The sequence below is a fragment of the Vibrio kasasachensis genome (assembly GCF_050337565.1).
Taxonomy (GTDB): domain Bacteria; phylum Pseudomonadota; class Gammaproteobacteria; order Enterobacterales; family Vibrionaceae; genus Vibrio; species Vibrio kasasachensis.
In genome coordinates, this window is record NZ_JAKJTB010000012.1 from 135,741 (window position 1) to 160,492 (window position 24,752).

A 24,752-nucleotide genomic window follows, 5' to 3' on the forward strand; every position below is an offset into this window, starting at 1 on the left:
CCCTATAGGTTGCTTGGATTAGATGGTCGACGCCATGATGGTCGATACCCTGTGGTTTTAAACAGTCCTGATAATGTAAAAGAAAAAACGAGACAGGTTAGAAAGGCGTTGACTGCTTCGGGGAATCCACTGATAGCGACAATCGAGGCAAGGTCGGACGGTAAGCCATTTAAATTGGCTTGGATAAAATCGACAAATTTATCCAGAGCAAAACTTATCCCTGTATAAGCAACCAGACTAAAGCCCACAGATACAGCTGTATAAGAAACAAGTCCACGAACAATCGTCGGTATCATTGGTACAACGATGGCGGCTAGAAAGGTAATAAAGTAGGGCATTACATGACTCCTTGATGTCTTCCAATTACGTAAAGTCCACTTAGCCAACCAAGGGCAACAACCAGAGGTGCAAGCCATCCAATAAACGTACAAAATGGTCCGTAATCGACAGAGAAAACCTCGGCATTTCCGGTCATAGGGTTGGTGTAACTGGCATCAATAGGCGCAGGGCATGTACCTTCAACTTTGATACCGTTATCTAAGTATCGAGTGTCGATTTTGGATAAGTCGACAACTTCTTCCTGAACGATGGCGGCTTCGTTATCAATTGCATCAAATTGGGTTTTAAGTGCAGATTCGAGATCAGTTATATGGTCCGTGACACAATGATTTTCGTATTGGATTTTGGCTTGCATACATAAGATTAAATCGCCTTCGCATTCAAATGTATTGGGCGCAGATGTATCGCAATTGTAGTTAGCGACTGGAGTAGAGCAATCTTCGGTTTCAGGATTACATTCACCTGACCCTGAACCGTTACCATCACCAATGATAACGCTACCACCACTGAAAGTTTTGGTGTTGAGTTTTTTAAGTTCACCAAGCATGTGTTTTTGGTAAGTCGTCATTTTGCCTACACCATCCGTTTGTGAATCTCGATTTCGCTCCAGTTCGTGAGTAATGTTCTCTAAGTGCTGATTTGAAATACTGATTTCACCGACAATGGCGTTATCACCTTTGCTCAATTCTGGATCTTGTTCTTTGGCGGTTGGGTCAGGATTGGGGACGGGATTAGGAGAAGTACCACCACCAGAACCACCACCGGATGAACCGTTGTTATATTCAGGTGAATCCGCCTCATGTGTGGGTAAGTAATCTTCCGGAGGGGCTTCACCTGTAGGGGGAGAGTCTGGGGAAATTTCGAACGGATGGTCAATATCGACAACACCTTTTTCTTCAGCGTTATAACTACATGCTTCACCAGTATAAAAGAGATCAAACTTGGTTCTCTCTACACCATCCTCCATCCAAGTAACCGCCATAGGATCGCTATTTTGTTGAAAGGTCATGCCACAGTTATTGGGGAAACAAGACTTTTTACCGACAAACGCATAAGGACCAAACAGGCTTTTGTAGAAAGTACCTTGGTTGGGACAGGTTGGTGGCGGGACTGTGCATTCAGTGTTTGGGTAGGTAGGGATTTCTTTGCCATCAGGACAAGTCCCTTGGTAATTATAAAGAGTCACGCTACCAGTCAACTTATAGCCATATTCAAATTTGCACCAATTAACTTCATAATGGTCAGCGCCTGGTCTGTATGACATGGCAAAACCTAGACAATCGTTCCCCCATATGGGACCTAAATTATTCCGCTCATATAATGCAACGCCATCTACCCAAACCCAACTACCTGAGGCGCAGACAAACGCGGAAACAAACGGTGTAAGACAAAGTAAAAGACGAATAAGTAATTTCATGGCGTTACCTATGCAGTAACCAAAAGCCAATCAGCATGGTGACGATGGTGTAAGATTCGAAAGTGATTTGCATACCGATACCTAGAAAATACAGGGGCGCAATGCCCCCATATTAGACGCGACGAATTACTTCGCGGCTGTTTTCAAACGGTTGTACACAGAGATGCCACCTGAGAACGCAAGGTATGCGCCACCAAGAGCAGCGGCTGCAACAACACCTGCTGCGACAACTTCCAATACTGCGGTCATATCCATAATTGATTTCCTTATTTCAGTTTTCTAAGTTCACGCCAGACAAAGCAGGTAGCCCAAAACACTAATGTGTAGGGAATGATTTCCTGAAATTGCGTTAGCGTCATGTATTGTGGTGTTAACTCATTGAGCAACACCGTTTCAAATCCTGTATTACAGGAATTATTTACTAGTGGCTCACTACAAACTAAGACGTACATGATTTACCTCGTAGAATGCCAATAGATAAATCCACTAAGACACAGCAAGCCCAACACCGACCATTTCACGATAGGCATGATGATATATAAGGGTTGCAGTGCTTCCATGACTAAGCCTTAGCCGACAGCGAGTTGGTAAAGTGCTTTTTGACTTGGTCATCTTGAGGCACAATTTCAGTGACCAATACTTCCAATGGATCATCTGGGTTTGAGCCGAACTTCAATTCGTATTCGGTGTTCGGGACGAACGCACGAGTTTCAATTAGTTGTTTGGCGTAATTGATGCTGACTTTAAGCGGTTGTTTATTGAAAGGGATTTCAGTGTTTAACCCCAATCCGTATTGTTCAAACTTTTCAACTTTGACCGTCTCAACGGGTCGAAGAACACTAATTTCAGCCATTTCTTGACCCGATTTCGGGAAACGCTTTACGACAATACCTGTGATAATAGCCATTACCTTGACTCCATAATTGTTTGCATAAGGGTTTGATATGAATCGGGTACGCCAATTCCGGCAAAGTCAGCCCGACGATGTTTGTGCGGAATAAGCATGCCAAATGATTCACCGAGGTCGCCCTCAGTCATGGCTACGATTTCCGCGAGAGCAACACCACACTGGCGACGAACCCATGCGATGCGAGCAAAAAACTCAAGACCTTGAGCCTTTTTCTGTTTTGAAAATTTGATTGGTGGTGCAGCTTCGATACTTGCGGCAAAGTCACACAAACCAGAGAATGAAGAAGCAGGCGAGGCGAGGTAATCAATGTCGACTTTCTTAAGTTCGACTTCGTTACGATACCAAACCACTTCTGAGTCGGTGATCTTGCGCTCTAATTTCTTGTTATAAACACGCCAGTACACGGTTGAAGAACGTGAACCAACGATGGTGGCTTCTTCTGATATTTCCCCAAATTCCGAGACACGTTTATGCGCAACCATTGTCGGACCACGACCACGTTCAGCAGTACGAAACGCGCCTTCGTAAAAACACATCTCTGCGTACTTGCAATCAAAGTTGCCAGTAAAGTCATCAACGGCTAAATCCAAACGGGCGAGGCGAGTGATACCTAGATAAACCGAGAGCCAACGATGCAGTTCAATAGCGGTGATGTGTTCAAACAATTTGGTACAACCCGTACCATTAATTTGCACAAAGACCGTGTCGTTGTTACCACCAATACCGATAAGACCGCATTCAGTTGTGCCAGTCATATCCCAAATAATCATCGAATCGTTGTAGCCATGAAGACCACGACCGCGCATTGGTGATAAGCGAAACTTGAATACTTTTTCCATAAACAGATCTAAACGTTCAGATAAAACTTTACGTACTTTGTTTTGATAAGACGTTATGGCACGTTCAATTGCTTCTGGTGTTAATGCGGTGGAATTGCGAAACTCGGGCATTTGGAGATTGATAAATTCTTGGTCATTCGACTTCTCTAAATGACGTAAGTCTCCGTAATTGAATGTAAAAGCTAAGTGGTCAATTTTGACCGGACGAATTTCATCGTGGAATATTTGCTTAGATGGCATGGAAAACCCCCTTAAGCAAAAGCTCTTGATAGTTTTCATCGGTGATTTCGACAAGTTGATACAAGTCGTGTCCGTAATGAATCGCCATATAAGAATGGAAATGTGTCGGTGAATTAAAGAATTGATGACCCCAAGGGAAATACACGTTGATGCCCACGCGAGGTTCGTTATCAAAATAGATGGTATCCATTAGTGATGACCTCGATTTTTTTCTGTTGAAGTAGCAGAGAAAGCGTAGGAATTGTGAGAGCATTCATCACAAGCATGAGACTTGGTGAAAACGTTACGGCATAACGGACAAAGGCGTTTACCAGTTCCAACATGAAACTGACTAGATTGAGTTGCCATTTTTCCCAGTTTTAATTTGGTAGTCATAGTCAATCAACCTCAACTGAAACAGTAACGATTTCGTAAGACTTTTTCTTAGCATCAAGCTGAGCGATAACTTCATTGATTGGTTCTGGATGGTCGATAAGAGTTTCAAAAAGAGTACGATCAACTAAAAATAACTTAGCGCCAGCTAATGACCACGCTGTCTGAATAGACTTTGCTTTTCCAAACCTCGAAAAATAGCGACGACCAGACGATGTTTGGATGATGATAGCTTGTGCTTGAGTAAAACCGTCTGCCATTGACATGGTAACCACCTTGAATTGGTTGGGCGACCACCAAGCCAGAGAGTCAAGGTCTACTAGCAAGATGGTCTAATACAAGAATTTCTGTAGTCATTTAAGTACAGAGAATTATGTACTGTCAATACAGCAAATTTTGTGTTTTGAGGCTATTATGAGTTCAGATATAGAAAGCGAGGTTTAAAGAAAATGTACACAAACAAGCTCATTGACGCCTATAAAGAGCAAATGAACTATGTTCAATACAAACAAATCGCTCACGATTTAGGTGTAAGCCCACAAATGATAACTGAGGTAAGAAAAGGACGGACTTATCTTAATGAAAATCAGATACTTAAATTGGCTGAAGCTGTCGGGGAAGATAAAGAAAAGGCATTGATTGGTTTAGCGCTTGATAAAGCTAAATCTTACGAAGCTCAGCAAGCTTGGGCAGCGATTGCAAAAAAGTTTAACGGGCTAGGATTATCAAGCATATCAATGGCTAGCGGCGCATTGGCATTGCTAATGTACACCCCAAAAGAAGCCCTAGCTCAGTGCGCATTATGTATATTATGTTAAATTGGGTGCTGAGAGACACGAGATCATAACTGCTCTTCTTTGTTTCCCCATCAGCCATTGAACATAATCGTATTTACCATAAAATCCTTAATAATCATATTTACTATCTTACGATATTAATTTGATTATTAAGGATCGTAACAATCAAATTGAAAAAGAACGTTCACTTTATTTAAAAAGTAACTCTACGGTATATGTTTGATCCGTTTGCTTATTTTGCAATACCAGCGAATGGTGTTCCTCCATTGGTATTTGCCAATATTTCACATCTTTTTGGATTGCATCGATATCTTGAATGGTCCAATGCATTTGAGTCGTTCTAATCGATAACATTTGCCCGATAATTATTGCTGTGAACTGGCTACCATTAACGTCAAAGTTACATTCTGTTTGACCAACGCAGTTAACTCTACGCACCTCATTGTAAGTCATAGTTCTCCAGAAAAACGCCACTATCAGCAGTGTTAACATGATGATTATTTGAACAAAACGTCCTTTTGTGAGCTTTTGTGCTGCCATAATACAGTGTTCTCCGTGCAACAAACTTCAAAGTTTTTAAATAAAAAACCAAATCCAGACCAAGAGTAAGGTTACCTCCCTGTCATTGAAATGTTAAATGACGTATTATTTGACACTGAAAATGCCACTTTTATTAAAAATCGCCAAGATTATTTAACCGCAATATTAGGTCAAGTATTTCAAAGGAGTTTTGGGTGGCATTACGACATGAGTCGTGTTGGAAGTAAAGTGTAGTAATTAGAATTGGAAGCATGCATATATGAGCCAAGAAAAGCAGCTTGAACAAAACTACAACTATACAGTCGTCCGTCAATTTACTTTGGTGACAATCCTCTGGGGTATTGTCGGGATGGCAGTTGGTGTTTTGATCGCCGCTCAATTAGTATGGCCACAGTTAAACTTTGATACACCGTGGCTGACGTATAGTCGATTACGTCCCCTGCATACTAATGCGGTTATTTTTGCGTTTGGTACCAGTGCTCTGTTCGCAACATCCTATTATGTTGTGCAGCGTACTTGTCAAACGCGTTTATTTGGTGGCCCCCTCGTTTCATTTACATTCTGGGGATGGCAAGCGATTATTTTAGCCGCAGCCATTACTTTGCCTTTGGGTTTAACCTCTGGTAAAGAATACGCAGAATTGGAATGGCCTATTGATATCGCTATTGCTGTGGTATGGGTTTCTTACGCTGTTGTGTTCTTTGGGACATTGATTAAGCGGAATACCTCCCATATTTACGTGGCAAACTGGTTTTTCGGTGCGTTTATCATCACAGTCGCCGTTCTTCATATTGTAAACAGTATGGCGATCCCTGTAAGTATGGGTAAATCTTATTCGATTTATTCCGGTGCCGTCGATGCCATGGTTCAGTGGTGGTATGGGCATAACGCGGTAGGTTTCCTTTTGACTGCTGGTTTCCTAGGTATGATGTACTACTTCGTACCTAAACAAGCCGAGCGCCCTGTTTATTCTTACCGTCTATCTATAGTCCACTTCTGGGCGCTAGTCTCTCTATATATTTGGGCTGGTCCTCACCACCTACATTACACTGCTCTGCCTGACTGGACACAGTCACTCGGTATGGTGATGTCATTAGTACTATTCGCACCATCTTGGGGTGGTATGATCAACGGTATCATGACGTTATCTGGTGCATGGCATAAGCTTCGTTATGACCCTATCTTGCGTTTCCTAATCGTATCCCTATCTTTCTACGGCATGTCGACTTTTGAAGGTCCAATGATGTCGATTAAGACGGTTAACGCGCTTTCGCACTACACGGATTGGACTATCGGTCACGTTCACTCTGGTGCATTAGGTTGGGTTGCAATGGTTTCTATCGGTTCGGTCTATCACCTAGTCCCTCGCCTATTTGCTCAAGACCGTATGTACTCTGTTAGTATGATCAACGCACACTTCTGGCTAGCAACTATCGGTACTGTATTGTACATCGTTGCGATGTGGATCTCTGGTGTAATGCAAGGTCTGATGTGGCGTGCGGTTAACTCTGACGGTACGTTGACTTACAGCTTCGTTGAATCAGTTCAGGCGTCTTACCCGTTCTATACGGTACGTTTCATTGGTGGTTTCATTTTCCTAGCCGGTATGTTCCTAATGGCGTACAACACGTACAAGACAATCACTGCACCGAAATATAGCCTAAAAGCTATTGAGCAACCGGCATAAGGAGATTTAAGAATGAGTTCAAATTCTAACAATCGCCACGAAATTGTCGAACGTAATGTCGGTTTACTCGCGATTTGTATTGTTTTTGCTATTAGTTTGGGTGCATTAGTTGAGATTACTCCTCTAATTTTCCAAAAGCAGACTACAGAGCCAGTAGAAAACTTACGTCCGTATACGGCGTTAGAAATGGAAGGTCGAGACGTTTATATCCGTGAAGGTTGTAACGTATGTCATAGCCAAATGATTCGTCCATTCCGTTCTGAAACAGAACGTTACGGTCACTACTCTGTGGCTGGTGAGAGCGTTTGGGAACACCCATTCTTATGGGGTTCTAAGCGTACTGGTCCTGATCTTGCTCGAGTTGGAGGTCGTTATTCTGATGAATGGCACCGCGTACACTTGATTGATCCTCGTGAGTTGGTACCTGAGTCAAACATGCCTGGTTTCCCATGGCTTGAAGAAAATATTCTTGATGGCAATGGCACACAGAAGAAACTCAAACTGTTCCGTGATCAGTTTGGCGTTCCTTACACAGATGACCAAATTGCTAACGCGGCTAAAGATGTAGAAAATAAGACAGAGATGGATGCCATCATTGCTTATCTACAATCACTTGGCCATGCAATGAAGTAAGGAGCAAATTATGGATATAGGTACTATTCACAGTATTTGGACCATAGTACTTTTTGTGAGTTTTTTAGGTGTAGTTTGGTGGGCTTACGGTAAGAGCCGTAAAGCTCGCTTTGATGAAGCTGCTAACCTTGTTTTCGCTGACGAAGAGCAAACGCCCACGAAAGATCAAGGAGTGACCAAGTAATGACGACGTTTTGGAGTCTTTGGATAATCATTATCACGGTCGGCACTTTGCTTGGCTGTGCAGCACTTCTTTACTGGTGCCTACGTGACAAAATGGGCGTAGAAGACGGTGCTGACATGGGTCACGAGTACGATGGTATTCGTGAGTTGAACAACCCACTACCAAAATGGTGGACTTACCTTTTTGTAAGTACGTTCATCTTTGCGGCAATTTACCTAGCGCTCTACCCAGGCTTAGGTAACTTTAAAGGCTTATTGGGTTGGCAAAGTTCGAACCAAACGGTTCAAACTATTGCTGAGTCAAAACAAGCCATTGAAGGCGCGCAGCAAAACAAACAATTGGATCAATACGCAAAAGAGCTCGATGATGCAGATACCTATTTTGGTGAAGCATTCCGTCGTCTAGCCTATGTTGATGGCACGGATGAGTTAAAATCTATTCCTGACATAGCGCAAGATCCTGAAGCGGTGAAAGTTGGACAGCGTTTGTTCTTGCAGAACTGTTCACAGTGTCACGGTTCTGATGCTCGTGGTCAAACAGGCTTCCCTAACCTAGCAGACAATGCATGGTTATACGGTGGTGAGCCGCAGGCTATTGTTACTACTATTATGCAAGGTCGTATTGGGCAAATGCCTGGATGGAAAGCGGCTCTTGGTGAACAAGGTGTCAAAGAAGTGGTTACCTATACACTTAGCCTTTCTGGACGCTCTGTAAATAGCCAAGAAGCAGCGGCTGGTAAAGCTCGATTTGTTGTTTGTGCAGCATGTCACGGTACGGATGGCAAAGGTAACCCTGCTGTCGGTGCTCCGGATTTGACGGATCAAAGCTGGTTATTTGGTGGCAGCCGTGCGGCTGTAACTGAAACAGTTCTTAACGGTCGTTCTGGTGTGATGCCTGCATGGAAAGACATTTTAGGCGAAGACAAAGTGCAACTTGTATCTGCATATGTTTGGAGCTTAAGTAACTCTGATAATTAGTAACATTTCTAAAACAGCCCCTTCCTTAGGGGCTGTCATTCCGCTAAATTATTCCTACTTCCATTTTCATTTGAGAACTTTTTTATGGTAAAGCCTTGGTATAAGCAGTTTTGGCCGTGGTTTCTAATCGCTCTTCCACTAACGGTTGTAGTGGCGGCATTCATAACCTTGTCTATTTCTATTGAGAACTCCCCATCCTTAGTCACCGAGGATTATTATAAAAAAGGTAAAGGGATTAATATTGATATTTCGAAAGAAAAAGCAGCACAAGATCTCAAGCTTAAGGCCAATGTAATCTCTGTTGGCAATGATATCGTCATTCAGTTCAATAAGGGAGAAATGCAGCACTATCCTGCTATTTCAGCGATGTTTGCCCATCGTACTCTCGCCGACCAAGATTTCGAGCAACTGGTTACATCTGATGCTGCGGGCAACTATCGCTTGAGCTTAGATGAATCATTACAAGGACCGTGGTTTATTAAATTGACTCCTCATGATAAGTCTTGGTTGATCCAAGGTCGTGTAAACTTCCCTTCTGAGTTAGCTACTGTATTAATGGACTAAAAGTATTATGTGCAAAGCGTGTTATCACTGTGGTGAAGATGTACCAGTCAACACGGACTTTAAAGTTGAAATACTTGGCGACCTAAGACAAATGTGCTGCCCAGGTTGTGAAACCGTTGCGCAGACTATCGTTGAAAGCGGTCTTGTTTCTTACTATCAATACCGCACGGCTCCTGCTGAAAAGGCAGACCTTGTCCCAGCACAGCTTCAAGCGCTTATTCATTACGATAATGAAGAAGTGCAAAATGAATTTGTTCGCAATAGTGATGACGTTTCAGAAGTGACACTGTCGCTTGATGGGATTTCCTGTGCCGCCTGTGCTTGGTTAATAGAAAAACAGCTTTCCCACACTACAGGTGTTGTTCGGATCCGCGTAAATACAACGACTAATCGCGCACTATTATCCTGGAATAATACCAAGACCAAACTCAGTGACTTGTTAGCAATTATCCATCGTCTTGGCTACAAAGCCGCACCATTTGAAGCCGATCAACAAGAAGCTGCTTATCACAGAGCGATGAAGCAATACCTATATCGATTAGGAATTGCAGGTTTAGCTACCATGCAGGTCATGATGCTAGCCGTTGCATTATACCTAGAGGTTTTTGGTGATCTCGATGTAGAGTTCAGAAATTACTTCCGTTGGGTCAGTTTGATTTTCGCCACTCCCGTCATGGTTTACTCTGCTTTGCCTTTCTATATCAACGCTTGGCGGAGTTTACGCAGTTTCACTCTCGGTATGGATGTCCCTGTTTCGCTCGCCATGATATTCGCCTATATTGCAAGTGTGCTCGCGACGGTAACAGAGCAAGGCGAAGTGTTTTTTGAATCCATCTCTATGTTTGCCTTCTTCCTTTTGGTTGGGCGCTTTTTGGAAATGCGAGCTCGACGTAAAGCCGCAGCAGCCAGTGGTAACCTACTCAAGCTTATTCCTGCAATGGCAACCACGCTTGAAGGTGAACAAATCCCCGTAAAATCTTTGAAGGTGAGCAATCAAGTTCGAGTTCTTCCCGGTGAACATATCCCAGCAGATGGCATTATCGTTGAAGGACGAGTTCATATTGATGAATCAATGCTTACTGGTGAGTCTGTCCCCGTAGTAAAGCTGGTAGGCGACACTGTCTTTGCCGGTACACTGAATGGAGAAGAATCGTTTGTACTCGAAGTTCGTTCATCAAAAGCGGATTCGATGATTTCTAATATTGTTCGTCTGCAAGACGAAGCGCAGCTATCTAAGCCTAAGATAGCCGAAATAGCTGATGTAGTAGCGCGCTATTTCGTGGCTGCTCTATTACTAATCGCTGCAGCCACTTGGTTCTATTGGCAACAAAATAAACCTGAAGATGCATTTTGGATTATGCTTGCGGTACTGGTAGCGACCTGCCCTTGTGCACTTTCTTTGGCGACCCCAACCGCGTTGACTTGTGCTACGTCAAGGATGGGCAATTTTGGTATTTTGCTGCGTAAAAGCCACGTATTCGAAACACTGTGTAAAGTGAACCACCTTATTGTTGATAAAACAGGTACGTTGACGCATGGTGATATCGAGATCAGTAATGTTACTTTGCATGGTGACATCGACAAGGCGCAAGCACTGAAGCTAGCGTCTGCATTGGAATCTCATGCCAATCATCCCCTTGCAAGAGCCTTTCGGCCTTTTCATGATTCACAAGTGATTGTCGATAATATCGAAAACGTCATTGGATCTGGAATTTCTGGCATCTATAACGGTCAAGCGGTAAAAATAGGCAGCGCAGGTTTTGTTTTAGATGGTAGACAAGCTAGCGCAGCTAACGCCATTTATTTATCCATCAATGAAGTACATGTAGCAACTTTTGCCTACCAAGACCCTATTCGTAAAGAGTCTAAAGAGTTCATCGCTAAGTTTCGTGCCGCTGGTATTAAGGTCACCTTGCTAACGGGTGACTCGATGCAAAACGCCCAACTAGTCGCGGATCAGATTGGTATTGATGACGTGGTTGCCGAAGCAAAGCCTCAAGATAAACTTGAGTACCTTAAATCAGGTACTGACAATGACATTACAATGATGATAGGCGATGGAATTAATGATGCACCAACGCTTGCTGGCGCACACCTTTCCATCGCAATGGGCGGTGGAACAGATGTAGCGAAAGCTTCTGCTGATATGGTGTTACTCGGTGATAATTTGGATCGCATATTGAAAGCTCGTGAGCTAGCTCTTAAAACCCGTCGAATAATTGCCGAAAATCTAGCGTGGTCACTAGGATATAATTTACTGATTTTGCCATTAGCCGTTGCTGGCTTGGTTGCGCCCTACTTTGCAGTTGTTGGCATGTCAGCTAGTTCGATTATTGTGGTGTCGAATTCTCTTCGGTTGCTTAAAGAACAAGGTCAATAATCTATGGAAAGCCTCTATATCCTTATACCAATCGCTATTGTTTTAGTTTGTGTGGCCGTCGCGATTTTCCTCTGGGCTGTAAAAAGTGAACAATTTGAAGATTTGGAACGCCAAGGTCACAACATTTTGTTTGACGAAGATGAGCAGGATAAAAATAAAAAATGAGTGCTGATTTTGTCGCTGCATTTTTTATAGGTTTAGTTGGGGCTGGACACTGCGTTGGTATGTGCGGCGGAATCGCGTCTCTATTATCAATGGGACAAACACGTCCATCGGCATTAATCCCTCTTTATTATAATCTCGGTCGCATAACAAGTTATGCTGTTGTCGGTGGAGTGATTGGTGGTGCGGTATCAACTGTCGCAGACGTCGCAAATTTAAATCAAAGTTTTGCATGGCTTCGTCTGATTACTGCGATCTTCATGGTGCTTTTGGCTTGTTATATTGGTCGGTGGTGGCAAGGCTTATTGGCTATCGAAAAATTGGGCAAAAAACTGTGGAAATATATTTCGCCACTCGGGAAAGGTCTATTACCACTCAAAAATCCGCTTCAAGCGATCCCGTTTGGTTTCATCTGGGGCTGGCTACCTTGCGGCTTGGTATATTCAATGTTGACGTGGGCTGTCGTGTCGGGCAGCAGCCTAAATGGTGCTCTCATTATGGCCAGTTTCGGCTTCGGAACGCTACCTGCCATGGTAGCGGTTGGATATGGGTCACAGCACCTGCGCAAATTGCAACAATCGTCTATTTTTCGAAACATTGCAGCACTAGCAATACTGGTTTATGGGGTTTTTACTGGCTATGGTTCTATAAATTTACTAATGATAGGTTGATAGATTACTGTTTTAAAGCGCCTTTTTTCACTACCTTTTATAGTTTAGGGGTGATAAAATATTGATGTATATCAAATAGTGAAAGGTTGTTATGATTTCTGAAAAGCCTGCAAAACGCATTCAGTCCGGTGGTTGTGCTATACATTGTCAAGATTGCAGCATTAGCCAACTTTGCATTCCATTTACTCTAAATGAATCTGAGCTGGATCAGCTTGATCAAATCATTGAACGCAAGAAACCAATTCAAAAAGGCCAAGAGCTATTTAAAGCTGGCGATGAATTGAAATCACTGTATGCGATTCGATCTGGCACGATCAAAAGCTATACGATTACCGAGCAAGGTGATGAACAAATCACAGCTTTCCATTTAGCAGGAGACTTAGTCGGTTTTGATGCAATAACTGATGACCGTCACCCTAGCTTCGCTCAAGCTCTTGAAACCTCGATGGTTTGTGAAATTCCGTACGAAATATTGGATGATTTGTCAGGTAAAATGCCTAAACTTCGTCAACAAATCATGCGTCTTATGAGTAATGAAATCAAAGGCGACCAAGAAATGATTTTGTTGCTTTCGAAGAAAAACGCTGAAGAGCGCTTAGCTGCATTTTTATACAACCTTTCAACACGTTTTTCTCAACGCGGCTTTAGCCCTCGTGAGTTTCGTTTAACCATGACTCGTGGTGACATCGGTAATTACCTCGGGCTCACGGTTGAAACAATTAGCCGCTTGCTGGGTCGATTCCAGAAGTCAGAAATACTGAGCGTTAAAGGTAAGTACATCACTATTATAGACCATGATGCGCTTATGCAGCTCGCTGGAGTTTCAACAGAATCTCAATAAGTTCAATGATGTAGCTCTTTAATGAGCTACATCATACTTTACCCTTCTCTATTGTAAGTTTTTCTAATAAATATCATAGAACTAAGCTAAAGTGATTATGTCGACCCGGTTGACTTAGGTATAAGTCTCCTCTTCACTAAGGAGTTAACTATGAGCATTTATAATAAAATCCTCGTCGTTGCCAATATAAATAGCGATGAACAGCCAGCGCTTGCACGCGCTATGCAATTAGCTGCCAAAAGCCGTTCACGTAGCCATGTCACGTTTTTCTTATCAATTTATGACTTTTCCTATGATATGACCTCCATGCTCTCCGTCGACGAGAGAAATGCGATGCGTAAAGGTGTCATTCATCAACGTGAACAATGGATGCGAACAGTAGCTGAGCCCTATCTAAACGATTCAATTGAGTTTGATGTTGTCGTGGTATGGCATAACCGCCCTTACGAGGCCGTTATTGCTGAAGTTTATGCAGGTAATCACGATATTGTTATCAAAGGTACACGCAAGCACGATGTCTTGGAATCTGTTATCTTCACTCCAACGGATTGGCATCTACTTCGTAAATGTCCGTCACCAGTATTGTTGGTGAAAAATTCAGATTGGCCAGAGAATTCTAGCATTTTAGCTTCGGTGCACGTGGGATCTGAAAGCGAAACTCATCAAAGTCTTAATGACTCAATGGTTGAGCAGTTAAATAGTCTGTCTCAAAGGCTGGAAGCTAAAGCGTACCTGGTTAATGCGTACCCTGTTACCCCTGCCAACATCACGATTGAGTTACCAGAATTTGATCCGACTACCTACACCGATGCGGTACGTGGTCATCATCTAACTGCGATGAAGGCATTGCGCCAAAAGCATGGTTACGATGAAGAGCAGACAATAGTAGAGCAAGGTTTACCGGAAGATATTATTCCCGAATCTGCTCAGAAGCTTAATGCTGCAATGGTAATTATCGGTACTACTGGACGTACAGGTCTATCAGCGGTATTCATTGGTAATACCGCCGAACATGTAATTGATAAGATTAACTGTGATATTTTGGCTCTGAAGCCTGAAGGTTATATAAGCCCGCTTGACCCTTCCACTGCAATCTAAATTATAAAATCCCTGCCTTACGGTGGGGATTTTTTTATCCTCATAACAAAAGCACTAGCATCTGTTAGATTTATCCGTATTATACGCCTTCATACTTTCCTTAAGGCAATTTATGTCCTTGTTTGGGTATGAATGTGTTTAAAGATTACGATAAGACTGCAAACTAATGACTGAGCAAACTCAAGAGCTTACTAAAGCTCAACAATATAATTTCAACAAACTACAAAAGCGTATTCGCCGTAATACTGGCCAAGCTATTCACGACTTCAATATGATTGAAGATGGTGACCGCATTATGGTTTGTTTATCTGGTGGCAAAGACAGCTTTACCATGTTGGAAATACTGATGAGCCTGCAAAAAAGCGCGCCGGTTTCTTTTTCCCTTATTGCGGTAAATCTGGATCAAAAGCAACCAGGTTTCCCTGCTCACATTCTACCTGAGTACCTTGATTCAATTGGTGTTGAATACAAAATTGTAGAAGAAGACACTTATTCAATCGTGCAGGATAAAATCCCTGAAGGTAAAACGACTTGCTCTTTATGCTCTCGTTTACGTCGTGGTATTTTGTACCGTACCGCCAAAGAGCTTGGTGCAACCAAAATTGCCTTGGGTCACCATCGCGATGACATTTTAGAAACATTGTTTCTAAACATGTTCCATGGTGGAAAAATCAAAGGCATGCCACCGAAATTAGTTTCAGATAATGGTGAGCACGTAGTCATACGCCCATTAGCGTACTGTCGTGAAAAAGACATTATCAAGTATTCTGAAATGCGTGAGTATCCAATCATCCCATGTAACCTATGTGGTTCACAGCCTAACCTTCAACGTCAATCAATTAAGCAGATGCTGAATGAGTGGGATAAGCGTTTCCCAGGTCGCATCGAAAGCATGTTCCGTGCGATGCAAAACGTGGTTCCAAGCCACCTTGCAGACTATGAATTGTTCGATTTCAAGTCAATTGATCGTGATTCTGGCGTGATTAATGGTGGGGACATTGGGTTCGATAAGGAAGAAATTCCTGAACAAAACTTCATTGACGAAGATGTAGTTCAACAGTTTGATCCTAGTTTGACGCTCGATGTAACGAACATCTAACGGTTAATGTGTAAGCGTTAAGAATTTAAAAGGGTCGCGTATGCGACCCTTCTGTTATTGCAGTATCGAACTATTGTGCATTAGGTAAGTATGGTAATACTCGAGCTGTTTCATGCGGTAATGTAATCGTACCACCTTCACCAATTTCGCTCAGAGCAATCTGCACCTTACCATCAACGATCGATTTTTTGTTACCGTTAGAGAATGTCACAACAGAATTAAGATTGTTAGCGAACTCTAAAGTTACGCCTTCTACATCCGGCGTAAACCAACTTGCAAACATACCGCCAAGCTCTTCAAGAATTGACTGCATTTGTGGCAACAGTACCTCAATCTCTTGATAGCTTACTTCTCCACTTAGTGGTTCTTTGGTCATCACCACCATTGAAAAGTCACAGCGTTGATCTTGTGGTGTATCGACAAAAACAAGGGGATTCGCTGATTTCAAGTTACTATCGAGCGGCACCAGTACTTCTTGGTAGTCAGAGATGGCAATTTCTTCGTAATGCTCTTCTTTTTCCATCCAAGATTTTTCGATTTTACAAAGTCGTTTAGTATCAGCATTGAGGAAGAAGAAGCCGACTTTCACATCTTCATGCCCTTCGTTCATAGTTTGTTTCATGTGCGAATAGAGCTTGGAGTACGTGAACATGTATTCTTGAGCGTGGCTAGGCAAAGAAACAGCGCCTAAGAGCGCTGCTGATAAGAGTGTGAGCGTTACTTTCTTCATTAATTCGTTTGTTCGTTATAGTTTGTCCAGAACGTGTCATTATGTCTTATCATGGTTTGCAAGTCCTTGACGTATGCCGCACCTCTTTCAGAATACTTGAGTAATCCATTGCTCAACGCGATCGCGGCTTGAGAGTCAATCAAACTCTCACCAGCAATTTTGCGGTTGTATCTGATCTCTCTTAACTCAAAGTACGCTTTGTTCCTATTAACATTCATAAAGTAACGGTGTATCGACTCCTGCACAGAAGAAAACTTCGCCACCTCATGTGCTGCACCTTCGCTACGTTGTAACGGAACCATGCCACAGCCTTCGCTATAGCACCATTGACCAAAGAAGTTATTCGCTTGTTTAGCAAAACGAGACGTTCCCCAAGCTGATTCATTTGCAGCTTGGGTCAAAACAAGCGCTTCAGGCAGAACGTTCACGCGGTGAAGCATTTTATCAAGCCAAGCTTCAGTCACACCTTGGAGATCTAGCTCTACATCATAAAGCTTACCTAAACGCTTGGCATAGCTGTTGTCTTCACCTACTAGCGCGTCCATTTTGAAATTTTGTTCAATACGCTCTAAACGAGCTCGCTCTTTTTGAACTCGTTGGTTTTCTAACTCTACGCCCGGACGTAGATAATCAAAAAATTCTTGCTTCTTAGCCGTCACATTTTCGATGCTGGCGAAATCAGGAGCAGCACCAACAGCGTGTCCTATAAAGGTAATGGAATCCGTTGAGACTTGATGCTCATTTTTAGGTTGGAATTCAAAACGGTACCAACCAAAGACAGCGACGGCGAGCGTCGCTACTAATACTGAAAAATCGAATTTACGCATTGAAGACCTGAGAGTCATGATCATCGTCATCATTGGGTTTTTCTGACGCGACGATTTTCAACTTAATACCGAACATGTTTCGGTAAATGATGCCTTTAACATGAAAGAAGAATGGTAGAACGAAAATTAGCCCTAATCCATAGAACATAGCTCCGGCTATAAACATCAGCATAACCATGATGTAAATGCCCGAAAGTACGAATATCTTCTTGTTCACTGCGCGCAATGACAATAGTAGAGATTGCATTGGCGGTACTTTTTTCTCACAAATGAGTAAAATTGAATTACTGAATGCAAGTGATAAATACATCGATAAAAATGGTAACAGCATACCCGCCACACCTTGAAGCATTAGGCTAAGTAACGTCGCTAAAATAACAGGGATAGTGTATTGCAACCCTTTTCCAATATGACGAGGCTTAGTGCTAAGTCCTGCAGAATGGCTCATCGCCATCAAACAAATTCCAGCATAAATAGGGGCGCTAATCACCTCATAGCTTAAGTTTGCTATGTATATTGCCTGCACAATTGATTGGGTGAACGCTCCTGGCTCAGTAAACGCGTTAAAAATTACAGATGGGTCACCAAGCTGGAGTTTCAGTGCGATATAAAACACACCAGCTTGAACAAGCATCAAAACGATGATCGCTGGCGAAAAAGAGACGAAGTTTTTGATTGTTTGTGACCACGCTTCTCGAAACACGTCCCCTGCTTTTAACTCATAATCACCGGAGATTGCGCGTTCAACGCTACCTCCCAAGTTAAAGTCTTTCTCTATATCATTGTTCATTTCTGATTTGACCTAAAATTATGGATGTTTGCATCTCACTATTCTATTAAAAATACCTTGAATGACCCTATACTGGCAATCTTAACGCTGTAAGTAAAATTTGCGATGTTGGTCATTATACTTAAAGCGCTTAGACACTCCCATGGATTCTACACCTCACTCTTGCTTTATTGTCCATTTGGTTGATAATTAATCAACATAGTCGCAAAACATCAAGCCTTTAGAGTGAAACTCGCTCGTTTCTTTATTTTTCTTTAATTCTCTTAGAAACATGTAAGCCCCTTAAAAACAGTATGGTAAATAATGTTTACTTTTACCTGCAAAAATTTTTCTATGATGAGGAAAGAAAATGCTTTGAATTCACACTATTGGTGATTATGATGCGCGGCTCTATTTGTGTAACTACGGGTCATTGATGATTTTGAGCTCATAATGACCAATGTGGGAGAAAAACAGACGTTGAACAAACAAACAGCAGAGCAACCAGTTATCCGTCTAACTGGGATTAGTAAGAGTTTCGATGGTAAGGAAATCATCGGTAATCTTAACCTTGATGTTAACCATGGTGAATTTTTAACAATTCTAGGTCCATCAGGTTGTGGTAAAACCACCGTTCTTAGGATGATTGCAGGTTTTGAAACCGCGGATAATGGAGACATTATCATCGATGAACAAAACGTAACTCAAGTTCCTGCTGAACAAAGGCATGTCAACACTGTATTCCAGAGTTACGCATTATTCCCTCATATGACTGTGTTTGAAAACGTGGCATTTGGTCTGCGCATGCAAAAAGTGGCTAACGCAGAAATTGAACCTCGTGTTATGGAAGCATTGCGCATGGTTCGCCTCGAGAAGATGTCACAACGCAAGCCTCACCAGCTTTCTGGTGGCCAGCAGCAGCGTATTGCTATTGCACGTGCGGTTGTCAACAAACCAAAAGTATTGCTTCTTGACGAATCGCTGTCAGCGCTTGATTACAAATTGCGTAAACAAATGCAAATTGAGCTTAAACAGCTTCAGCGCCAGTTAGGCATTACCTTTATCTTCGTAACTCACGATCAAGAAGAAGCCCTTTCAATGTCTGACCGCATCATTGTTATGCGTGATGGCGTGATTGAGCAAGATGGTTCACCACGTGAAATTTATGAAGAGCCGAAGAATCTTTTCGTGGCTCGCTTTATCGGTGAGATTAACGTATTCAACACAACGATGCTTGAACGTATCGATGATAAGCGTATTCGCGCGGAAATTGAAGGTGTTGAGTCGGTTGTTTATTACGAGAACGAAGCAACTTCTGGTGACAAACTGCAAGTATTGCTTCGCCCAGAAGATCTACGTATCGAAGAAATCAAAGAATCAGAGCAGCGTGGCATTGTTGGTCACGTAATGGAGCGTACCTACAAAGGCATGACGCTAGATTCTGTTATTCAGCTTGAATCTGGTATGCGTGTCATGGTTAGCGAATTCTTCAATGAAGATGATCCTGATGTAGACCACTCTTTAGGTCAAAAGGTTGCAATTACTTGGGTTGAGAGTTGGGAGGTTGTGTTAAATGATGAGCAAGAAGATTAGTCTTCAGAATGCTATCATCACGCTGATCGTTGGGTGGCTAACACTGTTTGTGTTGATCCCTAACCTAATGATCATCGGAACAAGCTTTCTGACTCGTGACGAAGCAAACCTTATTGAAATGACCTTCACATTGGATAACTACATTCGTTTAATCGATCCATTGTACGCAAAAGTGCTAATGCACTCTTTCTACATGGCTATCATTGCGACTGTACTGTGTTTGATTATCGGTTATCCGTTTGCCTATATCGTCGCGAAAATGCCTGAAAAATGGCGCCCTATTATGTTGTTTTTGGTTATTGTTCCATTTTGGACCAACTCTTTGATTCGCACGTATGGTTTAAAAATCGTATTGGGCACTCAAGGGATCTTAAACAAGTCGCTGATCGCGATGGACATCATCGATAAACCACTGCGTCTAATGTATACCGAAACAGCCGTAATGATTGGCCTAGTGTACATCTTGGTGCCATTCATGATTCTGCCGCTTTATAGTGCGATAGAGAAACTCGATAACACTTATATTGAAGCGGCAAAAGACTTAGGTGCGAGTAAGTTCCAAACATTCACCAAAGTCATTTTGCCACTAACGATGCCTGGCATCATCGGCGGATGTTTATTGGTGTTGCTCCCTGCACTCGGTATGTTCTACATATCTGACCTATTGGGTGGAGCGAAGAATCTACTAATTGGTAACGTAATTAAAAGCCAAGTTCTTAATGCCCGTGACTGGCCATTCGGTGCGGCAACAAGTATCGCCTTAACCTTTGCTATGGCAGTGATGCTATATGCCTATTACAGAGCCGGAAAACTATTGAATAAGAAAGTGGAGCTAGACTAATGGGACGTACAGTTAGATTTAGCTTTATGGCGTTAGTATATGCATTTTTATATCTACCTATTATTGTTCTGATCGTGAACTCATTTAATGAGAACCGTTTTGGCATGAAATGGGGTGGATTTACTACGAAATGGTATGAGACGTTAGTTAATAACGACAGCTTAATGCAAGCTGCGTGGCATTCTTTGAATGTCGCGGTGTTCTCCGCGACAGCTGCTACACTTATCGGTAGTTTAACGGCCGTTGCCCTATTCCGTTACTCTTTTAAAGGTAAAGGGCTAGTAAACGGCATGCTATTTGTTGTCATGATGTCGCCTGATATTGTCATGGCGATTTCATTACTAGCACTGTTTTTGGTTATGGGTGCTCAGCTAGGGTTCCTTACTCTTTTAGTTGCACATATTACTTTCTGTCTGCCATTTGTTGTAGTTTCCGTATACAGCCGTTTAAATGGTTTTGATGTGAAAATGTTGGAAGCGGCAAAAGATCTTGGTGCAAGCGAATGGGTGATTTTGAAACAAATTATCTTACCTTTAGCTAAGCCAGCAGTGGCGGCTGGTTGGTTATTGAGCTTTACACTATCACTCGATGACGTAATCATCAGTTCTTTTGTAACCGGTCCAACTTATGAAATTCTGCCATTGAAAATTTACTCAATGGTTAAAGTCGGCATCTCTCCTGAGGTGAATGCTCTCGCGACTGTCATGCTTATTATTTCTTTAGCGCTTGTAATTACATCACAGTTACTCGCAAGAGAAAAAGTAAAGTAAAGCAAAGTATTATCGCGAACTTTTCATGAAACAGAATGGTTACCATTCTGTTTTTTTATAAATCGCTCAGTGAAGATTGAGCAACGTTTGGTTTGGAGACTAACGTCGATGAAAAAGTGGGCTACTCTATTAGCTGGTAGTGCATGTGCGCTTTCCCTGTTCTCTGGTGCAGTGACAGCGGACGAAAACAAAGAATTGGTATTTATGAACTGGGGACCTTACATTAATAGTAATATCCTAGAGCAATTTACCAAAGAAACTGGTATCAAAGTTATCTACTCTACTTACGAGTCGAATGAAACTTTGTACGCCAAGCTAAAGACCCATAACCAAGGTTATGATCTTGTTGTTCCTTCAACTTACTTCGTAGCAAAAATGCGCGATGAAGGTATGCTTCAAAAAATCGATAAGTCAAAATTGACTAACTTCGACAAGCTAGACAACAACTACTTAGATAAGCCTTTTGATCCTAACAACGACTATTCTATCCCCCACGTTGTTGCTATCACTGGTCTTGCAGTTAATACCGATATGTACGACCCAAACGATTTCAATAGCTGGGCTGATCTATGGAAACCTGAGCTTGAAGGTCAAGTTATGCTAATGGACGATACTCGCGAAGTATTTCACATTGCACTACGCAAGCTTGGTTACTCAGGTAACTCAACCGATCCTAAGCAGATTGATGAAGCGTACGCTGAACTTCAAAAGCTAATGCCAAACGTTCTGCTATTCAACTCTGATAACCCTGGTGCACCATACATGTCGGGTGAAATTGGTGTTGGTATGCTTTGGAACGGCAGCGCAGCAGCGGCTCAAAAAGAAGGTCTACCACTTAAACTTGTATTCCCTAAAGAAGGTGGTATTGGTTGGGTTGACAACTTTGCGATCTCTTCGGGTGCGAAGAACGTAAAAGCCGCTCATCAAATGATCGACTTCTTGTTACGCCCTGAAATTGCAGAGCAAATTTCTAGCGATACCGGTTATCTAACCGCTGTTGCTGAATCTAACGCGAAATTCAAAGATGTGGCACCACTGTTCCCATCTCAAGAAGATCTTGACCGTGTTGAATGGCAAGACTCTATTGGCGACTTGACCGTGAAGTACGAAAACTACTTTCTTAAGCTTAAAGCTGGTCAGTAATCCAAATTGAAAATACAAAATAGGCAGCATTCGCTGCCTATTTTTATTTGGGGCTGATATAATCCATTAACTAATTATCTCAATTAGTAATAAATAACTTTTTATACACAATACTACTCTCAGACAATATTGTCAGGATTGATAATGTACTGATTTAGTAGGATAAAACGGAAATATAATGAAAAGTAAAATCTATGCAGGCGCACTATGCGCAGCTAGCCTATTCGCCACTTCTGCGATGGCTGCTGATCAAGAACTTTATTTTTACAACTGGTCGGAATACATCCCTAACGAAGTTCTTGAAGACTTTACAAAAGAAACTGGTATCAAAGTAATCTACTCAACGTACGAATCAAACGAAAGTATGTACGCGAAGTTGAAAACTCAAGGTGCTGGTTATGATTTGGTAGTACCGTCTACTTACTTTGTATCTAAGATGCGCAAAGAAGGCATGCTACAAAAACTAGATAAGTCTAAGTTGTCACATTTTGCAGATCTAGATGCAAATTACCTAAATAAACCTTTTGATCCAAATAACAACTACTCTATCCCGTATATCTGGGGCGCGACTGGTATTGGTATCAACTCAGAAATGCTGCCTAAATCGTCTGTTACTAAATGGGATGATTTCTGGGACAGCAAATGGGCTGGTCAGTTAATGCTTATGGATGATTCACGTGAAGTATTCCATATTGCTCTCACTAAATTGGGTTACTCGCCTAACACCACAAACCCTGACGAGATCAAAGCAGCTTACGAAGAACTTAGAAAGTTAATGCCAAATGTATTAACTTTTAACTCTGACAATCCAGCAATTCCATTCTTATCAGGTGATGTATCTCTTGGTATGTTATGGAACGGCTCAGCATACGCTGCGCGTCAAGAAGGTGCTTCAATTGATATTATTTGGCCAGAGAAAGGTTCAATTTTCTGGATGGATAGTATTTCAATTCCTACTGGTGCAAAAAATATCGATGCTGCACATAAAATGATCAACTTCCTTCTCCGCCCTGAGAATGCAGCAAAAATTGCACTCGAGATTGGTTACCCTACTCCTGTAGAATCGGCATATAAGCTATTGCCACAAGAGTTTGTTAACGATACCAATATCTTCCCACCTCAAGATGTAATGGACAGCGGTGTGTGGCAAGATGAAGTAGGGAAAGCAAGTGTTCTTTACGAAGAGTACTTCCAGAAGCTAAAAGTGAATAACTAATCGCTCTACTCTACCGAAAAAAACAAACGCGACTGAGGTCGCGTTTGTTTTTTCTAAATAGTTTTTTAAGTGAGTTTATGCACTTTTAGCATCTTTTGTTGCTAGGATCTCTTCTACCAGTTTTGGCACTTCAATGCTTGCTTTTCCATATCTCTTTTCTTGAAATTCACTTTCAACCGCACTCGGTTCTAGGTTTATTTCAATCGTATGAGCCCCGTGCATTCTTGCATCGTGAACGAATCCTGCTGCCGGATAGACCACCCCTGACGTACCGATTGAAACAAATAAATCCGCTTTTTCAATAGCAGCATAAATGTCACCCATACGCAGCGGCATTTCACCAAACCAAACAATATGTGGTCGCATTTGTGCGGGCATTTGGCAGCAATGGCATAATTCACCAGTGTGGATATCATCAGTATGTTCAATAACTTGATTGGATTCACTACAGCGGGCTTTTAATAGCTCACCATGCATATGAATAACATTTTGACTAGCGCCCCTCTCATGCAGGTTATCAATATTTTGAGTAATGACAGTTACCGTGCCATCCAATTCTTGCTCTAGGCGACCAAGAGCATTGTGGGCTGCGTTCGGTTGTATTGACTCATCCTGAAGTTTACTACGACGCTGATTGTAAAAATCTTGCACCAAATTTGGATTACGTTCGAACCCTTCAGGTGTAGCAACATCTTCAATACGGTGATTTTCCCACAATCCATCTTGGGTACGAAAAGTCTGAATACCTGACTCTGCAGAGATCCCCGCTCCTGTAAGTACTACAATATTTCTATAAGGGAAATTCATAACTAGTCCTTGTTGTTCTTTTACGTAAGCTTAACACTGAAAGAATAGCAACAGTAGTAATATGGATTAGACCATGGTCGTAATGGTCGCTATTGAAAGTAAATTTTGAGAGGAAAAACAATGCTGAGAATATCTCTAGTACTTGTGTTACTTACTACATTAATGGGTTGTCAGTTGACGCGTGTAGAGGGTGAGATAGAGGATGTCGAAGTCAAAGTTAGTACTAAGGACAACGATAAGCACCACAATGGCGACTATAAGTTCTGCCCTCCAGGACAGGCGAAGAAAGGTAACTGCTAGGGGCAA

At 42.1% G+C, this 24,752-nt stretch carries 30 protein-coding genes; 18 read left to right on the plus strand and 12 right to left on the minus strand.

The genetic code is table 11. The features are described from left to right. Positions 1–2: 2 nt before the first annotated feature. From L4C38_RS09410 to L4C38_RS09440, 7 genes are all read right to left on the minus strand, one after another. A complete protein-coding gene (locus L4C38_RS09410; RefSeq protein WP_428797295.1) occupies positions 3–338 on the minus strand; it encodes a DUF2523 domain-containing protein in 336 nt (111 codons plus the stop codon). Continuing rightward, positions 338–1,756 carry a virulence factor TspB C-terminal domain-related protein gene (locus L4C38_RS09415; protein WP_428797296.1) on the minus strand — a complete coding sequence of 473 codons (1,419 nt, stop codon included), beginning with the start codon at positions 1,754–1,756 and terminating at the stop codon, positions 338–340. The genes L4C38_RS09410 and L4C38_RS09415 overlap by 1 nt, the downstream gene beginning before the upstream one ends. Positions 1,757–1,882: 126 nt before the next feature. After that, positions 1,883–2,011 carry a hypothetical protein gene (locus L4C38_RS09420; protein WP_428797297.1) on the minus strand — a complete coding sequence of 43 codons (129 nt, stop codon included), beginning with the start codon at positions 2,009–2,011 and terminating at the stop codon, positions 1,883–1,885. Positions 2,012–2,318: 307 nt separating this feature from the next. After that, a complete protein-coding gene (locus tag L4C38_RS09425) occupies positions 2,319–2,663 on the minus strand; it encodes a DUF1293 domain-containing protein (protein WP_428797298.1) in 345 nt (114 codons plus the stop codon). After that, positions 2,663–3,745, minus strand: a complete 1,083-nt coding sequence (locus L4C38_RS09430) for a replication initiation factor domain-containing protein (RefSeq protein WP_428797299.1) — start codon at positions 3,743–3,745, stop codon at positions 2,663–2,665. Before L4C38_RS09430 ends, L4C38_RS09425 begins: the two co-directional genes overlap by 1 nt. After that, positions 3,735–3,935: a hypothetical protein gene (locus tag L4C38_RS09435; protein ID WP_428797300.1), complete on the minus strand. Its 201-nt coding sequence runs from the start codon at positions 3,933–3,935 to the stop codon at positions 3,735–3,737. The genes L4C38_RS09430 and L4C38_RS09435 overlap by 11 nt, the downstream gene beginning before the upstream one ends. A 187-nt stretch (positions 3,936–4,122) precedes the next feature. Then, positions 4,123–4,383 carry a hypothetical protein gene (locus L4C38_RS09440; protein WP_428797301.1) on the minus strand — a complete coding sequence of 87 codons (261 nt, stop codon included), beginning with the start codon at positions 4,381–4,383 and terminating at the stop codon, positions 4,123–4,125. Between the two features lie 183 nt (positions 4,384–4,566). Here L4C38_RS09440 and L4C38_RS09445 point away from each other — a divergent pair, with 183 nt between their 5' ends. Next, positions 4,567–4,935, plus strand: a complete 369-nt coding sequence (locus tag L4C38_RS09445; RefSeq protein WP_428797302.1) for a DUF3693 domain-containing protein — start codon at positions 4,567–4,569, stop codon at positions 4,933–4,935. A gap of 168 nt (positions 4,936–5,103) precedes the next feature. On the opposite strand, the gene L4C38_RS09450 is transcribed toward L4C38_RS09445, so the two are convergent. After that, positions 5,104–5,454 (minus strand): hypothetical protein, encoded by a 351-nt coding sequence (locus tag L4C38_RS09450; protein WP_428797303.1) that lies wholly within the window; start codon positions 5,452–5,454, stop codon positions 5,104–5,106. A 259-nt stretch (positions 5,455–5,713) separates the two neighbouring features. On the opposite strand from L4C38_RS09450, the gene ccoN reads away from it, so the two are divergent. The 11 genes from ccoN to ttcA all read left to right on the plus strand — a co-directional run bounded on the left by ccoN (position 5,714) and on the right by ttcA (position 15,750). Next, positions 5,714–7,141: a cytochrome-c oxidase, cbb3-type subunit I gene (gene ccoN, locus L4C38_RS09455; RefSeq protein WP_428797304.1), complete on the plus strand. Its 1,428-nt coding sequence runs from the start codon at positions 5,714–5,716 to the stop codon at positions 7,139–7,141. Positions 7,142–7,153: 12 nt separating this feature from the next. Further along, positions 7,154–7,774: a cytochrome-c oxidase, cbb3-type subunit II gene (gene ccoO, locus L4C38_RS09460; RefSeq protein ID WP_428797305.1), complete on the plus strand. Its 621-nt coding sequence runs from the start codon at positions 7,154–7,156 to the stop codon at positions 7,772–7,774. A gap of 10 nt (positions 7,775–7,784) precedes the next feature. Further along, positions 7,785–7,958 (plus strand): cbb3-type cytochrome oxidase subunit 3, encoded by a 174-nt coding sequence (locus L4C38_RS09465; protein ID WP_194434998.1) that lies wholly within the window; start codon positions 7,785–7,787, stop codon positions 7,956–7,958. Next, positions 7,958–8,935 (plus strand): cytochrome-c oxidase, cbb3-type subunit III, encoded by a 978-nt coding sequence (ccoP, locus tag L4C38_RS09470; protein WP_428797306.1) that lies wholly within the window; start codon positions 7,958–7,960, stop codon positions 8,933–8,935. The genes L4C38_RS09465 and ccoP overlap by 1 nt, the downstream gene beginning before the upstream one ends. Before the next feature lie 84 nt (positions 8,936–9,019). Continuing rightward, positions 9,020–9,499, plus strand: a complete 480-nt coding sequence (locus L4C38_RS09475) for a FixH family protein (protein ID WP_428797307.1) — start codon at positions 9,020–9,022, stop codon at positions 9,497–9,499. A gap of 7 nt (positions 9,500–9,506) precedes the next feature. Further along, positions 9,507–11,879, plus strand: a complete 2,373-nt coding sequence (locus L4C38_RS09480) for a heavy metal translocating P-type ATPase (RefSeq protein ID WP_428797308.1) — start codon at positions 9,507–9,509, stop codon at positions 11,877–11,879. Positions 11,880–11,882: 3 nt separating this feature from the next. Next, positions 11,883–12,044 carry a cbb3-type cytochrome oxidase assembly protein CcoS gene (gene ccoS, locus L4C38_RS09485; protein WP_428797309.1) on the plus strand — a complete coding sequence of 54 codons (162 nt, stop codon included), beginning with the start codon at positions 11,883–11,885 and terminating at the stop codon, positions 12,042–12,044. After that, the gene (locus L4C38_RS09490; protein ID WP_428797310.1) at positions 12,041–12,712 is read left to right on the plus strand and encodes a sulfite exporter TauE/SafE family protein; all 672 of its coding nucleotides are present in this window, start codon (positions 12,041–12,043) and stop codon (positions 12,710–12,712) included. Before ccoS ends, L4C38_RS09490 begins: the two co-directional genes overlap by 4 nt. 91 nt (positions 12,713–12,803) lie before the next feature. Then, a complete protein-coding gene (gene fnr, locus L4C38_RS09495) occupies positions 12,804–13,553 on the plus strand; it encodes a fumarate/nitrate reduction transcriptional regulator Fnr (protein WP_428797311.1) in 750 nt (249 codons plus the stop codon). 150 nt (positions 13,554–13,703) lie between these two features. Then, positions 13,704–14,651, plus strand: coding sequence for a universal stress protein UspE (gene uspE, locus L4C38_RS09500; RefSeq protein WP_428797312.1), 948 nt, complete (start codon positions 13,704–13,706; stop codon positions 14,649–14,651). A 166-nt stretch (positions 14,652–14,817) separates the two neighbouring features. Next, positions 14,818–15,750 carry a tRNA 2-thiocytidine(32) synthetase TtcA gene (gene ttcA, locus L4C38_RS09505; protein ID WP_428797313.1) on the plus strand — a complete coding sequence of 311 codons (933 nt, stop codon included), beginning with the start codon at positions 14,818–14,820 and terminating at the stop codon, positions 15,748–15,750. A gap of 70 nt (positions 15,751–15,820) precedes the next feature. On the opposite strand, the gene L4C38_RS09510 is transcribed toward ttcA, so the two are convergent. The 3 genes from L4C38_RS09510 to L4C38_RS09520 are packed head-to-tail and all read right to left on the minus strand — an operon-like array spanning position 15,821 to position 18,097. Then, positions 15,821–16,480, minus strand: a complete 660-nt coding sequence (locus L4C38_RS09510) for a DUF2987 domain-containing protein (RefSeq protein ID WP_428797314.1) — start codon at positions 16,478–16,480, stop codon at positions 15,821–15,823. Continuing rightward, entirely contained in the window at positions 16,480–17,307 is an 828-nt protein-coding gene (locus L4C38_RS09515) for a glucosaminidase domain-containing protein (protein WP_428797315.1), read from the minus strand. The genes L4C38_RS09510 and L4C38_RS09515 overlap by 1 nt, the downstream gene beginning before the upstream one ends. Beyond that, positions 17,300–18,097: a DUF2189 domain-containing protein gene (locus tag L4C38_RS09520; RefSeq protein ID WP_428797316.1), complete on the minus strand. Its 798-nt coding sequence runs from the start codon at positions 18,095–18,097 to the stop codon at positions 17,300–17,302. Before L4C38_RS09520 ends, L4C38_RS09515 begins: the two co-directional genes overlap by 8 nt. Before the next feature lie 441 nt (positions 18,098–18,538). Between L4C38_RS09520 and potA the strand changes: the two genes are divergently transcribed. From potA to L4C38_RS09545, 5 genes are all read left to right on the plus strand, one after another. Then, entirely contained in the window at positions 18,539–19,669 is a 1,131-nt protein-coding gene (gene potA / locus L4C38_RS09525) for a spermidine/putrescine ABC transporter ATP-binding protein PotA (protein WP_428797535.1), read from the plus strand. Next, positions 19,653–20,510 carry a spermidine/putrescine ABC transporter permease PotB gene (gene potB / locus L4C38_RS09530; RefSeq protein WP_428797536.1) on the plus strand — a complete coding sequence of 286 codons (858 nt, stop codon included), beginning with the start codon at positions 19,653–19,655 and terminating at the stop codon, positions 20,508–20,510. The genes potA and potB overlap by 17 nt, the downstream gene beginning before the upstream one ends. Continuing rightward, positions 20,510–21,280 (plus strand): spermidine/putrescine ABC transporter permease PotC, encoded by a 771-nt coding sequence (potC, locus tag L4C38_RS09535; protein WP_428797317.1) that lies wholly within the window; start codon positions 20,510–20,512, stop codon positions 21,278–21,280. The genes potB and potC overlap by 1 nt, the downstream gene beginning before the upstream one ends. A 108-nt stretch (positions 21,281–21,388) precedes the next feature. Further along, complete coding sequence (locus L4C38_RS09540) at positions 21,389–22,423, plus strand: extracellular solute-binding protein (protein ID WP_428797318.1); 1,035 nt, start codon at positions 21,389–21,391, stop codon at positions 22,421–22,423. Between the two features lie 178 nt (positions 22,424–22,601). Beyond that, a complete protein-coding gene (locus L4C38_RS09545) occupies positions 22,602–23,639 on the plus strand; it encodes an extracellular solute-binding protein (protein WP_428797319.1) in 1,038 nt (345 codons plus the stop codon). A 75-nt stretch (positions 23,640–23,714) separates the two neighbouring features. Here the strand turns inward: L4C38_RS09545 and cobB are convergent, their stop codons facing one another. Further along, positions 23,715–24,446: a Sir2 family NAD+-dependent deacetylase gene (gene cobB / locus L4C38_RS09550; RefSeq protein ID WP_428797320.1), complete on the minus strand. Its 732-nt coding sequence runs from the start codon at positions 24,444–24,446 to the stop codon at positions 23,715–23,717. 120 nt (positions 24,447–24,566) lie between these two features. Here cobB and L4C38_RS09555 point away from each other — a divergent pair, with 120 nt between their 5' ends. Continuing rightward, entirely contained in the window at positions 24,567–24,746 is a 180-nt protein-coding gene (locus tag L4C38_RS09555; protein ID WP_428797321.1) for a hypothetical protein, read from the plus strand. Positions 24,747–24,752 lie beyond the last annotated feature (6 nt).

Coding starts and splice junctions, on each gene's coding strand:
- L4C38_RS09475 (WP_428797307.1), top strand. CDS start 9,020: ATGGTAAAGCCTTGGTATAAGCAGTTTTGGCCGTGGTTTCTAATCGCT.
- L4C38_RS09515 (WP_428797315.1), bottom strand. CDS start 17,307: ATGCGTAAATTCGATTTTTCAGTATTAGTAGCGACGCTCGCCGTCGCT.
- L4C38_RS09415 (WP_428797296.1), bottom strand. CDS start 1,756: ATGAAATTACTTATTCGTCTTTTACTTTGTCTTACACCGTTTGTTTCC.
- ccoN (WP_428797304.1), top strand. CDS start 5,714: ATGAGCCAAGAAAAGCAGCTTGAACAAAACTACAACTATACAGTCGTC.
- L4C38_RS09420 (WP_428797297.1), bottom strand. CDS start 2,011: ATGGATATGACCGCAGTATTGGAAGTTGTCGCAGCAGGTGTTGTTGCA.
- L4C38_RS09440 (WP_428797301.1), bottom strand. CDS start 4,383: ATGTCAATGGCAGACGGTTTTACTCAAGCACAAGCTATCATCATCCAA.
- uspE (WP_428797312.1), top strand. CDS start 13,704: ATGAGCATTTATAATAAAATCCTCGTCGTTGCCAATATAAATAGCGAT.
- L4C38_RS09510 (WP_428797314.1), bottom strand. CDS start 16,480: ATGAAGAAAGTAACGCTCACACTCTTATCAGCAGCGCTCTTAGGCGCT.
- potB (WP_428797536.1), top strand. CDS start 19,653: ATGAGCAAGAAGATTAGTCTTCAGAATGCTATCATCACGCTGATCGTT.
- L4C38_RS09430 (WP_428797299.1), bottom strand. CDS start 3,745: ATGCCATCTAAGCAAATATTCCACGATGAAATTCGTCCGGTCAAAATT.
- L4C38_RS09555 (WP_428797321.1), top strand. CDS start 24,567: ATGCTGAGAATATCTCTAGTACTTGTGTTACTTACTACATTAATGGGT.
- L4C38_RS09545 (WP_428797319.1), top strand. CDS start 22,602: ATGAAAAGTAAAATCTATGCAGGCGCACTATGCGCAGCTAGCCTATTC.
- L4C38_RS09410 (WP_428797295.1), bottom strand. CDS start 338: ATGCCCTACTTTATTACCTTTCTAGCCGCCATCGTTGTACCAATGATA.
- L4C38_RS09425 (WP_428797298.1), bottom strand. CDS start 2,663: ATGGCTATTATCACAGGTATTGTCGTAAAGCGTTTCCCGAAATCGGGT.
- L4C38_RS09435 (WP_428797300.1), bottom strand. CDS start 3,935: ATGGATACCATCTATTTTGATAACGAACCTCGCGTGGGCATCAACGTG.
- cobB (WP_428797320.1), bottom strand. CDS start 24,446: ATGAATTTCCCTTATAGAAATATTGTAGTACTTACAGGAGCGGGGATC.
- L4C38_RS09520 (WP_428797316.1), bottom strand. CDS start 18,097: ATGAACAATGATATAGAGAAAGACTTTAACTTGGGAGGTAGCGTTGAA.
- fnr (WP_428797311.1), top strand. CDS start 12,804: ATGATTTCTGAAAAGCCTGCAAAACGCATTCAGTCCGGTGGTTGTGCT.
- L4C38_RS09465 (WP_194434998.1), top strand. CDS start 7,785: ATGGATATAGGTACTATTCACAGTATTTGGACCATAGTACTTTTTGTG.
- ccoO (WP_428797305.1), top strand. CDS start 7,154: ATGAGTTCAAATTCTAACAATCGCCACGAAATTGTCGAACGTAATGTC.
- L4C38_RS09445 (WP_428797302.1), top strand. CDS start 4,567: ATGTACACAAACAAGCTCATTGACGCCTATAAAGAGCAAATGAACTAT.
- ccoS (WP_428797309.1), top strand. CDS start 11,883: ATGGAAAGCCTCTATATCCTTATACCAATCGCTATTGTTTTAGTTTGT.
- ccoP (WP_428797306.1), top strand. CDS start 7,958: ATGACGACGTTTTGGAGTCTTTGGATAATCATTATCACGGTCGGCACT.
- L4C38_RS09480 (WP_428797308.1), top strand. CDS start 9,507: ATGTGCAAAGCGTGTTATCACTGTGGTGAAGATGTACCAGTCAACACG.
- L4C38_RS09540 (WP_428797318.1), top strand. CDS start 21,389: ATGAAAAAGTGGGCTACTCTATTAGCTGGTAGTGCATGTGCGCTTTCC.
- L4C38_RS09490 (WP_428797310.1), top strand. CDS start 12,041: ATGAGTGCTGATTTTGTCGCTGCATTTTTTATAGGTTTAGTTGGGGCT.
- potC (WP_428797317.1), top strand. CDS start 20,510: ATGGGACGTACAGTTAGATTTAGCTTTATGGCGTTAGTATATGCATTT.
- ttcA (WP_428797313.1), top strand. CDS start 14,818: ATGACTGAGCAAACTCAAGAGCTTACTAAAGCTCAACAATATAATTTC.
- L4C38_RS09450 (WP_428797303.1), bottom strand. CDS start 5,454: ATGGCAGCACAAAAGCTCACAAAAGGACGTTTTGTTCAAATAATCATC.